Consider the following 12438-nt stretch of genomic DNA (forward strand, 5'->3'; position numbering starts at 1 on the left):
AAACCGCGATACCGCTTTTGGCTTATTTCAACATCGCTGCCAGTGTTGCTGCAGCATCACGCTGCGCCAGCGTCTGCTGCTCGCCGTTGCGCAAATCTTTAATCGTTACCTGCCCTTTGGCCACTTCGTCTTCGCCAAGCATCAGCGCCACTCGTGCGCCCCACTTGTCAGCCCTGGCAAACTGCTTTTTAAAGTTACCGCCGCCGAAGTTGGTCATCAGCTTCAGAGTCGGGTCCGCATCGCGTACCTGCTCTGCCAGCTGCATCGCGGCAGACTGTACGCCCTGCCCCGAAGCGATAACATAGACATCGACAATTCGAGTCGGTTCAAAATCCGGGTTAACTGCCTGAACCAGCAGGACCAGACGCTCCATACCCATGGCAAAACCCACGGCCGGCGTCGCACGGCCACCGAGCTGTTCGACCAGCCCGTCATAGCGCCCGCCGCCGCAGACGGTCCCCTGCGAGCCAAGGCTGCTGGTGACCCATTCAAAAACGGTACGGTTGTAGTAATCAAGGCCGCGCACCAGGCGCTGATTGACGGTATAAGCGATACCCGCCGCTTCCAGCAGCTGACACAGACCCGCAAAGTGCTCGCGCGACTCGGCGTCCAGATAATCACTCAGCGCCGGTGCCGAGTTGAGCAACGCCTGGATATCCGGGTTCTTGCTGTCCAGCACGCGCAGAGGATTGGTGTACATGCGGCGCTTGCAGTCGTCGTCCAGCACGTCCTGATGCTGCTCAAGGAAGGCAATCAGCGCATCACGGTAGCTTGCGCGCGCTTCCAGCGAGCCAATGGAGTTCAGCTCCAGGCTGACGTGTTCGGCAATGCCTAACGCTTTCCACCAGCGGGCAGTCATCATGATCAGCTCAGCATCGACGTCCGGCCCTTGCAGGCCAAAGACTTCGACGCCCATCTGATGGAACTGGCGATAGCGCCCCTTCTGCGGACGCTCGTAGCGGAACATCGGGCCGGTATACCAGAGACGCTGTTCCTGATTGTACAGCAGACCGTGTTCGATACCGGCACGCACGCAGCCTGCGGTCCCTTCCGGGCGCAGCGTCAGGCTTTCGCCGTTGCGGTCCTCAAAGGTGTACATCTCTTTTTCAACCACGTCGGTGACTTCACCGATAGCGCGCTTGAATAACGGGGTCTGCTCTACAATCGGCAGGCGGATCTCGCTATAGCCATAGCTGGCCAGCACCTGCCTGAGGATCTGCTCAATACGTTGCCATACTACTGTTTCCGCAGGGAGATAATCATTCATGCCGCGGATAGCCTGGATATTCTTCGCCACTGTTCTTCTCTTCTTAACTCAGGGGCTGGAGAAAGCGTTACGCATCGCTCCGATTGCGATCGGTGACGCGGCCTTCAGTCCAGCCCAAAAACGATTTATTTTTCAACCTGCTGAATATCAATACGGCGGCTTTCATCCATCATTGCGGCTTTAGCGCGGATGCGGGCCTCCAGCTGATCGATCATGTCGTGGTTGTCCAGACGCTCGCGCAACCGCACGCCGTCCTCATAGAAACCGCTTTTCTTGTTGCTGCCGGTGACGCCCATGGTCGAAACCAGCGCTTCGCCTGGGCCATTAACCACGCAGCCGATAATGGAGATATCCATAGGCGTGACAATATCTTCCAGCCGCTGCTCAAGCTCATTCACCGTGCCAATCACGTCAAACTCCTGACGGGAGCAGGTAGGACAGGCAATAAAGTTGATACCGCGGGAGCGAATGCGCAGCGATTTCAGAATATCAAAACCGACCTTCACTTCTTCAACCGGATCGGCGGCCAGCGAAATACGCAGGGTGTCGCCAATCCCTTCAGACAGCAGCAGCCCCAGGCCAATGGCAGACTTCACCGATCCGGCGCGCGCGCCGCCAGCTTCGGTGATCCCCAGGTGCAAAGGCTGATCGATCTGCTTTGCCAACAGACGATAGGACTCCACCGCCAGGAAAACGTCGGAGGCTTTTACGCTGACCTTAAACTGATCGAAGTTGAGACGATCCAGATGATCGACATGGCGCATAGCGGATTCGAGTAGCGCCTGCGGCGTAGGCTCGCCGAATTTTTCCTGCAAATCCTTCTCCAGCGATCCGGCGTTCACGCCGATGCGGATCGGAATATTGTAGTGGCGCGCACAGTCCACCACCTGACGAATACGCTCTTCGTTGCCGATGTTGCCTGGGTTGATACGCAGGCAGTCAACGCCGTATTCAGCGACCTTCAGGGCAATGCGGTAGTCAAAATGGATATCAGCGACCAGCGGGACGTTGACCTGCTGCTTAATCAGGCGGAAAGCCTCTGCGGCATCCATAGTTGGAACGGATACGCGAACAATGTCGACACCGACACGCTCAAGCGATTTGATTTGATTAACCGTTGCGGCTACGTCAGTGGTCCGCGTGTTGGTCATGGACTGAACGGCGATTGGCGCGCCGTCGCCCACTGGCACCTTGCCGACGTAAATGCGCGTAGATTTGCGACGGTTAATGGGTGCTTGGTTATGCATAGTCTTTCTCCACAATTCCTCGCGATTCAGAAAGATGCGTTAGTGCGCACCGACTGACAGGCGAGCAACCTGGTTGGTACGGATAAAACGACTCAGATCGACCGGTTGGCCCTGGTACTGGATTTGCACTGCACCCGGCGCGCCAATTTTCAGGCGATACGGGGCTACACCAGCCAGACTGAGTTTACCACCACTGCGCTGCATTCCGCTGAACAGTTTTTTACCTGTTGCATCGGTGACTTCCAGCCAGCAGTCTTTATCAAAATTCATCAGCAGCGCGTTAGGGTCGGCCGCTGGCGCGGTAACGCCTGCGGAACCGGTTGGCATCTGACTGTTAGCCGCGTTGTCTACCGGCGCCTGCGAAGGCGACACCGCAACAGGCTGTGAATTATCCGCCGGTGCCTGCGCGTTAGCCGCTGGCGCCTGTGGAGCACCCGGCGCGCTGGCCGCCGGGGCATTGTCTGCCGGCGTCTGGGCTGCGGAATCAGCAGGAGCAGACTGTGCTGGGGGATTCTCAACCGGCGTGCTGTCATTGCTGCTGTCGCCCAGTGGAATCGACTGGCTATTATCGCCGCCGGTTCCTGAGTTTTGATCCGCCATTGAAACCAGATCGTCCTGTGCCGCCTTATGGTTCTGCCACCACCAGGCTCCCGTCAGCCCCACGACGACAAACAGAACCAGCCAGGTGAAGATCATCAGCCAACCGTCGCGTTTTTTACGCCGTTTGCCTAAGGAGAAGCCCTGCATCGGCTCCACTTTCGCAGCGCGAACGGGGGCCTGCTTCGCCATCATCGGCAGCAGTTCCTCTTCCGGCACATGCACCAGGCGGGCATAAGAACGGATGTATCCACGCAGGAAAGTTGAGGCCAGATCCGCTGGCGACTTATCCTCTTCAAGATCGCGGACGGTGGAAAGTTTCAGGCACAGGCGTTCCGCAACGTTCTGCTGAGTCAGCCCCATTTGTTCACGGGCAACACGCAGGCGCTGGCCTGTGGAATTTACTGCTGAGTTATCTTGAGTGGCTTCAGTATTCATTAGCTAAATAATGCTGGTGCTGTATCGATTGTGGAAAATTTCGCGCCAGCTGCTCCCCCGCCTGCTTAATGCCTTCGGGGTGCTGCGCCAGCGCGGCGAAGCGAATCTCTAACCACAAACTCTCTGCCGAAGCAGCAAAGCTGTGCTGATAAATATCTAAAAGGAGCCGCGATACTTCGTGCTCATGCTTTCCAAATCGCCTTTCGGCTTCTGCCAGCAGCGCTGCGCCCTTGTCGTTAGCGTTTTGTGTTGCCTCAGCCAGCGCAATCCGTGCCTTATGCTGCTCCCCTGCGAAGAGATAACAGTAGCCGGCATTTTCCTGTGCATCGGCCAACGCGCCGTTTTCAGCTATTTTAGCGGCTTTGCTGAACTGCTGCTGAGCCGCATCATACTGCCCTAAACCGCAAAGAAACGCACCGTAATTATTGATTACATCGCGGTTTTGTCCCGCCAGCAGCAGAGCCTTCTGATAATGTTGCCTGGCCGCAGACTGATCCTCTAAGCGCTGGAAGTAACGCGCCATCGCCAGCTGCGTACGATAATCTGTCGGCGACAACGCCACGGCCTGCTGCAAATTGCGCTGAGCGGCGGGCAGATTATCTCTCGCCAGATAGTCCAACCCTAACTGTAGTCGGGTGTTGGCGAGTTCGTTACGCTGCGGTGATAAATGGCAGCCTGCAAGCAGCAGAAGTGCCAGCCATAACGGGAATCCTTTACCCATATTGCCTCCTGATCGGAAATCAGCGTAATGCTACGCCTTTCAAATCAGGGGGGACAGCGCTAGCTCTGGCTCAGGTCCAGCTTTCAGAGCGCTTTCACAGAAATAGCGTCACCGACCATTTTTTTACGCAGCGTGCGCTTGGTACGGTCAATCACTTCCCCTGCCAGCTGACCGCAGGCGGCATCAATATCATCACCGCGCGTCTTACGCACAATAGTGGTAAAACCGTAATCCATCAACACTTTAGAAAAGCGATCGATGCGACTGTTCGAACTGCGACCATAGGGCGCTGCCGGGAAGGGGTTCCACGGGATCAGGTTAATTTTACAAGGCGTATTCTTCAACAGCGCCGCCAGCTCGTGGGCGTTGTCGGTGCTGTCGTTAATGTGGTCCAGCATAACGTACTCAATCGTCACCCGGCCCTGATTGGCGTTGGACTTCGAGATATAGCGACTTACCGAGGCTAAAAACGTCTCAATATTGTACTTTTTATTGATCGGAACAATTTCGTCACGAATTGTGTCGTTCGGCGCGTGCAGGGAGATCGCCAGCGCCACATCAATCATATCGCCAAGCTTATCCAGCGCCGGAACCACGCCAGAGGTGGACAGCGTCACGCGGCGTTTTGACAAGCCGAAACCGAAGTCATCAAGCATGATTTCCATCGCGGGCACGACGTTGTTGAGGTTGAGCAGCGGCTCGCCCATGCCCATCATCACTACGTTGGTGATCGGGCGCTGACCGGTCACTTTCGATGCGCCGATAATTTTCGCCGCACGCCACACCTGGCCGATAATTTCAGACACGCGCAGGTTGCGGTTGAAGCCCTGCTGGGCGGTGGAGCAGAATTTGCATTCCAGCGCGCAGCCAACCTGCGACGAGACGCACAGGGTGGCGCGATCTTTTTCCGGGATATACACGGTCTCAACCTGCTGGCCGCCCACGGCGATCGCCCACTTGATGGTGCCATCGCTGGAACGCTGCTCTTCGGCCACTTCAGGCGCGCGGATTTCCGCCAGCTCTTTCAGCTTGGTGCGAAAGGCTTTGTTGATGTCCGTCATCTCATCGAAATCATCACAGCAGTAGTGATACATCCACTTCATCACCTGATCGGCACGGAACGGTTTTTCGCCAAGGCTGGCAAAAAATTCGCGCATTTGCTGACGGTTCAGATCGAGCAGGTTGATTTTTTCTTTTTTTGGCGTGGCAATGACGGGTGATGCGGACGACGGAGTCACAATTTGTTCAGACATAATTTTCTCTGGCCTCGTTATTACACGTTATGGCTCTGGGGGAAGGAAAGTAAAGTAATGCGCCCCCGATGAGCTAGCTCATCGGGGGCGCATTATAATACAAGCGTGCAGCGACAGGTTAAAGTGCGTTACGGAAATAAATTGTAAACGCCCTGCTCACTGCATCTTAATCTTAGCGAGTACGCGGGCAAACTTCGCCTTCGCCGAAGAAATAGGCGATTTCACGGGCAGCAGACTCAGCAGAGTCAGAACCGTGGGTCGCGTTCTCGGTGAAGCTGTCGGCGTAGTCAGCACGCAGCGTACCGGCCAGCGCGTTAGCTGGGTTGGTTGCGCCCATCAGATCGCGGTGACGCTGAACGGCATTTTCGCCTTCCAGAACGGAAACCACTACCGGGCCAGAAGTCATAAACTCAACCAGACCGTCGAAGAACGGTTTGCCCTGATGCTCAGCGTAGAAACCTTCTGCCTGCTCTTTGCTCAGGTGCAGCATTTTGCTGCCCACAATTTTGAAGCCAGCGCTTTCAAAACGGTTAAAGATGGCACCAATCACGTTTTTTGCCACCGCGTTCGGTTTTACGATAGAAAAAGTACGTTCGATAGTCATATGGACCCCTGTTTGATGTCGAATGTGGCCAGTGGAAGCTCTCCCCGACCCGGAAAATGGCGCCGATTATAGGGGGCATCGCCGCCCTTGCCTATCGGATATTCAACAATTTAATAAAATAACCCGATCTTTAAATCCACAATAATTTAGCGGCTTTACCCTATATTCGCTAAATTCCCCCAGAGTACAAGCCAGAGCCGCGAGCCGCATTCAGATTCTGACGTAATATCATTCTGATAGTGAGGAACATCTTGTGAACAAGTGCGAGAACGTTACACTGAGATCATCACTACTCATTGCCCCAACGCGAGGTCGCTATGACATCCTCTTTCTTCGTTACTGCCGACTGGCTGGCAGAACACCTTGCCGATTCTGACCTGCAAACGCTTGATGCGCGCATGTTGCCGCCCGGCCAGGAACAGGTGCGGGACATTCAGGCTGAATATCAGGCTAAGCACCTGCCCGGCGCGCCCTTCTTCGATATCGAAGCGCTGTCGGATCACACCAGCGTCTACCCACATATGCTGCCAAGGGCGGAAACCTTTGCCGTGGCGATGCGCGAACTCGGGGTGAACAGCGATAAGCACCTGGTGGTTTATGACGAGGGAAACCTGTTCTCAGCGCCGCGAGCCTGGTGGATGCTGCGCGAGTTTGGCGTGGCTAAGGTGTCGATTCTGGCAGGTGGGCTGAAGGGTTGGGAAGAGGCCGGCTTCCAGGTTGAGAGCGGCCCGGTTACGCTGCCGGAGGCGGAGTTTGAAGCCCGGTTCGATGCGAAGGTGGTGAAACGTCTGACTGACGTGCTGTTAATCAGCCATGAAGGCGGAGCGCAGATTATTGATGCCAGAGCCGCTAACCGCTTCACGGGCGAAGTGGATGAGCCACGGCCGGGGTTGCGCCGGGGTCATATCCCCAACAGTCTGAACGTTCCCTGGAATAGCCTGGTGGAAGCGGGACGGCTGAAGTCTCCAGACGCGCTGAAGGCGATTTTCAGCCAGCAGGGCGTTGACCTTGCCCAGCCGGTGGTCGCCAGCTGCGGCTCAGGCGTGACCGCCGTGGTGGTGATTCTGGCGCTGACGACGCTGGGGGTGGAAAACGTAACGTTGTATGACGGTTCCTGGGGAGAATGGGGCAGCCGTGATGACCTGCCTGTCGCCGTTGGCTAAGCGACAGCAAAATCAGACGGGGCAGCCGCTGAACAGAACCCTCGGACCACACGCCGACGTATTGCATTCAGCCGCCCCGCTCTGCCAACATTCAGGCAGGCTTGTTGGTTGCCTTGAACTCCCGCAGGAAGCTGCCCCATTTGCGCTCGTAAAATGGCGTGATGTGCGCGGTGAAAAAGTGGCTGATACCCTTGTCGTTTTCCAGCACTTCACAGATATCTACCGGCTCATCCTCCAGCAGCGTATCCGTCGCCACGCTGCCAGCCGCCTGAATAATCGCTTCGATATCACTGTCAGCCTCGATGCCAATCAGCAGGTTAGGCTGGTTTTCAGCCGACTCTTTGATATGGGCAACGTAAGCGCGACGCACCTGCTTATGTTTAGCAAACAGCTGGGTCAGCGAGTCGATCATCTGCGCGGGCGGCTCGGCGATCTCCGACAGCAGCAGAGAAGTTCCGCCCTCCAGCACCGTCTGCTGGCTAAGCGCATTAGCGCCTTCACCTAACAGGCTGGTTATTTCACGCGGGGAGAACTCTTTGCCCGAGGCGAGTTTGGGATTAAGAAACAGCGTCTCTCCCATCGTCATTTCAAACAGCGTGCGGACTGGCATGACCAAAAAGGGCTGCGCTTCGGTAACGGCCTGCTCCATTGCTTTCACCGAGGTGAAAAAAGGAATGATGCTGGTGCCGTCATCTTTTTCCCAGTGCCGTAAATCGACCTGTGAATCAGCATTGATGGCCTTAGCATCGATGCTTTCTCCCGGTACCCAGACGCTGGCATCCAGCAGCAGGGTAAAAAATTCAGGTCGGTGGGCTGGCTCGGTCGCCGCCAGCTTTAGCACCTCTTCAAGGCGCTGATTTGTTTCGTTCATCAGTTCGGTCCGCTTCACAAAAAACGGGCGGGAATTATCCCGCCCCTGCGGGCAGCTCAACGCGCTGCCCCCGCCTGTTTGCTGCTATTTCAACAGCATATTCGCTACGGTTCGTACGCCCAGCCCGGTAGCCCCGGCAGACCACTGATCGACAGCGCCTTTACGGTAGGTGGCCGAGCAGTCAATGTGCAGCCAGCCTTTCTGATAATTCTTCACAAAGTGCGACAGAAACGCCGCCGCCGAGCTGGCGCCCGCCGTGTGGGAAGGCGCGGCGATATTGTTCAGATCGGCAAAATTGGAGGGCAGATGGCTACGATGGAACTCAGCCAGCGGCAGACGCCAGAACGGCTCGTTTTCCCCGGCGGCGCTGCTGAGCAGCGACTGCGCCAGCCGATCGTCAAAGCTGAAAAGCGCGTGATAATCATTGCCCAGCGCCGTTTTGGCCGCGCCGGTCAGCGTGGCCGCATCAATCAGCAGCTCCGGGTTCTGCTCGCTGGCGTCAATCAGCCCATCGGCCAGCACCAGCCGCCCTTCAGCATCGGTATTCATCACCTCAACGGTTTTGCCGTTGCGGTAGCTGATGATATCGCCAAGGCGGAAAGCGTTGCCGCTAACCATATTGTCGGCGCAGCAGAGGTAAAGCTTAACGCGTTTGGCTAAGCCACGGCTGATAGCCAGCGCCAGCGCACCGGTCAGCGTGGCGGCGCCGCCCATATCAGATTTCATCGAATCCATTGAGCCGCTGGGTTTGAGGCTGTAGCCGCCGGTATCAAAGGTGATCCCTTTGCCTACCAGGCAGGCGAACACCGGTGCGTTCTCATCGCCGGTGGGGTTGTAATCCAGCGCCAGAAACGCCGGGCTGCGGGTTGAACCGCGGCCAACCGTATGCAGGCCCATATAGCCCTGCTGGCGCAGATCGTCCCCTTTGGTAATACGATAGCTAATCTTGTCGCTGCCAGCGCCGCACAGCAGATCGACCGCTCGCTGGGTCAGCTGCTCAGGACTGAGATCTTCTGCCGGCAGGTTAATGGTGTCGCGCACCCAGTCAACAATCTTTCTGCGGCCGTCGAATTCCGCACGATCGCTCTCATTCAGCGGAGCCCACTCAACGGTGCGCTCTCCTTTCGGGCTGCGGTAGCCCTGGCAGAATGCCCAGCTCTGTTCCAAATCCCAGTCGCCGCTCAGGCTGACGTGACGGATGCCCTGGGCATCAATTTTGCGCGCCGCGCGCTGAATGGTGGTCAGCACGTCGCTGCCGGTCAGATGAATTGTCATCCCACTGTCGTTGCTGGTCAGGATCGCTTTCTCGCCCCAACGCGCGTCTGCCGCCGTCGTTGACAGTGTGATTTTCATTGGTGTCGTTGTCATCGCATGGCTCCTTATGTCATTCATTAATACCTCCGTCGTGAAAAACGGCCGGTCACTACAATAAACCTTTATTTGCTTTCGTCTAATCAGACTTGCAGAAAGACGGCAAAAAATGGGGCTGAAGAATCTCAGCCCGCAGGGTGTTCAGGCGGAATGTTTCAGGCTGGATCAGGGATGAGCAGGAACATTCTGGCCGGTAGATTTAAATACCTGCCACTGTGGAGAAAGCTCACGCAGGCGGCCAATTGATCTCTGCACCAGCTCAATGGCGTAGTCGATCTCTTCTTCCGTGGTGAAACGTCCCAAAGAGAAGCGCAGCGAGCTGTGCGCCAGCTCCTCATCCAGCCCCATCGCACGCAGGACATAGGAAGGCTCAAGGCTGGCGGAAGTGCAGGCGGAGCCAGAAGAGAGCGCCAGGTCTTTCAGCGCCATAATCAGCGACTCGCCGTCGACGTAATTAAAGCTGACGTTGAGGATATTGGGCGCGCCGCCCGCCAGATCGCCATTGAGATACACTTCCTCAATGCCGCTTAAACCCGCCCAAAGCTTGCGCTTCAGGCCGCTCACGCGCGCCATTTCCGTGGCCATTTCCTCTCTGGCGATGCGAAAAGCTTCCCCCATCCCGACAATCTGGTGCACGGGCAAAGTGCCGGAACGCATCCCGCGTTCGTGCCCGCCGCCGTGGATCTGCGCTTCAAGACGAACGCGCGGTTTGCGCCGCACGTACAGTCCGCCGATCCCTTTAGGACCATAGATTTTATGCGCGGAAAATGACATCAGATCGACCGGGATCTGGCTGACGTCGACGGGAAGCTTGCCCACGCTCTGCGTTGCGTCTACGTGAAACAGGATTCCCCTGTCCTGACAAATCCCGGCGATTTTAGCAATGTCCTGCACCACGCCGGTTTCATTGTTGACCTGCATAATGGAGATCAGAATAGTGTCGTCGCGTATCGCGGCCCGCAGCAGCTCCAGATCGATCGCGCCTGTGCTTTGCGGTCTGAGCCTGGTCACTTCAAAGCCTTCGCGCTCAAGCTGAATGCAGGTATCCAGCACCGCTTTATGCTCGGTCTCGCTGGTGATAATGTGCCTGCCCTTCTCTTTGTGAGCATGGGCCGCGCCTTTAATCGCCAGGTTGTCGGATTCGGTCGCGCCGGAGGTAAAAACGATTTCGCGTGGGTCGGCGCCGATCAGCTCAGCCACCTGGTTACGGGCAACGTCCACCGCCTCTTCAGCCTGCCAGCCAAAGCGATGTGAACGTGAAGCGGGGTTGCCAAAGGTGCCATCCATGGTGAGGCAGCCGATCATCTTCTCGGCTACGCGAGGATCGACGGGGGTTGTGGCGGCATAATCGAGGTAGATCGGTACTTTCATTGCAGTTGAACTCCATACTTACGTAAGTCATTCAATGCGTACCGATGTTGAAATTACCCAGCCGCCACCGGCTAGAGCTGTTACCCGCGCCGTAGGCTACGGGTAGCAGTTTCGCCTTGAGCTACCATCAGGCACGCAGATTGACGTTAATGGTTTCATGCACGCGAGCAGCAGGCACGCGGGCTTTTTCAGTATTGTTCTGACGGTCGGCCACGTCCAGAATCTCCTGGTTGTTGACCAGCTCAGCCAGCGAAATGTTGTTCAGGAAGTCGCTGATGCGCTCGCTCAGGTCACGCCAAAGAACGTGAGTCAGGCAGCGCTCGCCGCCCTGGCAGCCTTCTTTACCCTGGCACTTGGTCGCATCAACGGACTCATCAACGGCGGTGATCACCGCGCCAACGGCAATGGCGTCAGCCGCTTTACCTAACAGATAACCGCCGCCAGGACCGCGAACGCTGGCCACCAGGCCGTTTTTGCGCAGGCGCGAGAACAGCTGCTCCAGATAGGACAGGGAGATCCCCTGACGTTCTGAAATATCCGCTAACGGCACCGGACCCTGGTGAGAGTGCAGCGCAACATCAAGCATAGCAGTAACGGCATAACGGCCTTTGGATGTCAGTCTCATGGCGTAAATGACCTCAGTTGTACCCTGGTTGGGTGTTAACAAAATATGGTCGCAAGTCTGACATTCCTGAGTAAATTGGTCAAGTATTTAACCGAGTAAAACACTCAAGTATTTAACCAAGCGTTTTACTCAACTATTCCCGCCCTGCCGACAGGCGCGCATCGCCTACTTTTCGCCCCTGGTTTTTTCCAGCGAAGAGAGCATACCGCGCAATATATTCAGCTCATCTCGCTCCGGGCGTGCCCTGGTGTACAGGCGGCGCATTTTGCTCATCACCTGGCCCGGACTGCCTTCACGGATAAAGCCGCTGTTGATCATCATCTGTTCCATGTGCTGGTAGAAGCGCTCCAGATCATCAACCAGCGGATATGGCGACGCCTGGTACTCTGGCTGCGCGGTTTCCTGCGACTGCAAAAATGCCATACGCACTTCGTAAGCGATAATCTGCACGGCCATTGCCAGGTTTAGCGAGCTGTACTCCGGGTTCGCCGCGATCGCCACATGATAGTGACACTTTTGCAGCTCTTCGTTGGTCAGCCCAACGCGCTCACGGCCAAAGACCAGCGCCACCGGAGCCTGTTGCCCCTCCTGCACGCTCTTGATGCCGCATTCACGCGGATCGAGCATTGGCCAGGGAAGTGAACGCGAGCGGGCGCTGGTCCCCACCACCAGGCTACAGCCAGCCAGCGCTTCGTCGAGGGTGTCCACAATGTGGGCTTCACCAATCACATCGCTGGCACCAGCGGCCAGGGCGATGGCCTGAGAGTCGGGTTTTACCAGCGGATTAACCAGATAGAGGTTGGTCAGGCCCATGGTTTTCATCGCGCGGGCGACGGATCCCATGTTGCCGGTGTGGGACGTTTCCACCAGCACGATACGGATATTTTGCAGCATAGGAATTCAGGTCTGA

Annotated in this window: 12 protein-coding genes; 1 reads left to right on the forward strand and 11 read right to left on the reverse strand. The window is 56.6% G+C overall.

Translation table 11 applies throughout. From position 1 onward, the window contains the following. Positions 1 to 22: 22 nt before the first annotated feature. From hisS to ndk, 6 genes are all read right to left on the reverse strand, one after another. Positions 23 to 1297, reverse strand: coding sequence for a histidine--tRNA ligase (hisS, locus tag NG99_RS13995; protein WP_034893908.1), 1275 nt, complete (start codon positions 1295 to 1297; stop codon positions 23 to 25). Between the two features lie 95 nt (positions 1298 to 1392). Next, positions 1393 to 2514 (reverse strand): flavodoxin-dependent (E)-4-hydroxy-3-methylbut-2-enyl-diphosphate synthase, encoded by a 1122-nt coding sequence (gene ispG / locus NG99_RS14000; protein WP_034893911.1) that lies wholly within the window; start codon positions 2512 to 2514, stop codon positions 1393 to 1395. Between the two features lie 39 nt (positions 2515 to 2553). Further along, positions 2554 to 3549, reverse strand: coding sequence for a cytoskeleton protein RodZ (rodZ, locus tag NG99_RS14005; protein WP_034893913.1), 996 nt, complete (start codon positions 3547 to 3549; stop codon positions 2554 to 2556). Then, positions 3539 to 4270, reverse strand: coding sequence for a type IV pilus biogenesis/stability protein PilW (gene pilW, locus NG99_RS14010; protein WP_034893916.1), 732 nt, complete (start codon positions 4268 to 4270; stop codon positions 3539 to 3541). Before pilW ends, rodZ begins: the two co-directional genes overlap by 11 nt. A gap of 83 nt (positions 4271 to 4353) precedes the next feature. Next, positions 4354 to 5523, reverse strand: coding sequence for a bifunctional tRNA (adenosine(37)-C2)-methyltransferase TrmG/ribosomal RNA large subunit methyltransferase RlmN (locus NG99_RS14015; protein ID WP_034893919.1), 1170 nt, complete (start codon positions 5521 to 5523; stop codon positions 4354 to 4356). 172 nt (positions 5524 to 5695) lie between these two features. Next, a complete protein-coding gene (gene ndk, locus NG99_RS14020; RefSeq protein WP_013203396.1) occupies positions 5696 to 6127 on the reverse strand; it encodes a nucleoside-diphosphate kinase in 432 nt (143 codons plus the stop codon). A gap of 317 nt (positions 6128 to 6444) precedes the next feature. Here ndk and sseA point away from each other — a divergent pair, with 317 nt between their 5' ends. Continuing rightward, on the forward strand, positions 6445 to 7290 hold the full coding sequence (sseA, locus tag NG99_RS14025; protein ID WP_034893925.1) for a 3-mercaptopyruvate sulfurtransferase: 846 nt from the start codon (positions 6445 to 6447) through the stop codon (positions 7288 to 7290). Between the two features lie 91 nt (positions 7291 to 7381). Here sseA and sseB read toward each other — a convergent pair whose 3' ends face one another. From sseB to trmJ, 5 genes are all read right to left on the reverse strand, one after another. Then, on the reverse strand, positions 7382 to 8161 hold the full coding sequence (gene sseB / locus NG99_RS14030; protein ID WP_034894088.1) for an enhanced serine sensitivity protein SseB: 780 nt from the start codon (positions 8159 to 8161) through the stop codon (positions 7382 to 7384). 84 nt (positions 8162 to 8245) lie between these two features. Next, the gene (pepB, locus tag NG99_RS14035; RefSeq protein WP_034893927.1) at positions 8246 to 9529 is read right to left on the reverse strand and encodes an aminopeptidase PepB; all 1284 of its coding nucleotides are present in this window, start codon (positions 9527 to 9529) and stop codon (positions 8246 to 8248) included. Positions 9530 to 9697: 168 nt separating this feature from the next. Beyond that, on the reverse strand, positions 9698 to 10903 hold the full coding sequence (locus tag NG99_RS14040; protein WP_034893930.1) for an IscS subfamily cysteine desulfurase: 1206 nt from the start codon (positions 10901 to 10903) through the stop codon (positions 9698 to 9700). A 127-nt stretch (positions 10904 to 11030) separates the two neighbouring features. Further along, positions 11031 to 11528, reverse strand: a complete 498-nt coding sequence (gene iscR / locus NG99_RS14045) for a Fe-S cluster assembly transcriptional regulator IscR (protein ID WP_034893933.1) — start codon at positions 11526 to 11528, stop codon at positions 11031 to 11033. A gap of 165 nt (positions 11529 to 11693) precedes the next feature. After that, positions 11694 to 12422, reverse strand: a complete 729-nt coding sequence (gene trmJ, locus NG99_RS14050; RefSeq protein ID WP_034893937.1) for a tRNA (cytosine(32)/uridine(32)-2'-O)-methyltransferase TrmJ — start codon at positions 12420 to 12422, stop codon at positions 11694 to 11696. Positions 12423 to 12438: the final 16 nt, after the last annotated feature.

It is taken from the genome of Erwinia typographi (assembly GCF_000773975.1).
In the GTDB taxonomy this organism is placed as follows: domain Bacteria; phylum Pseudomonadota; class Gammaproteobacteria; order Enterobacterales; family Enterobacteriaceae; genus Erwinia; species Erwinia typographi.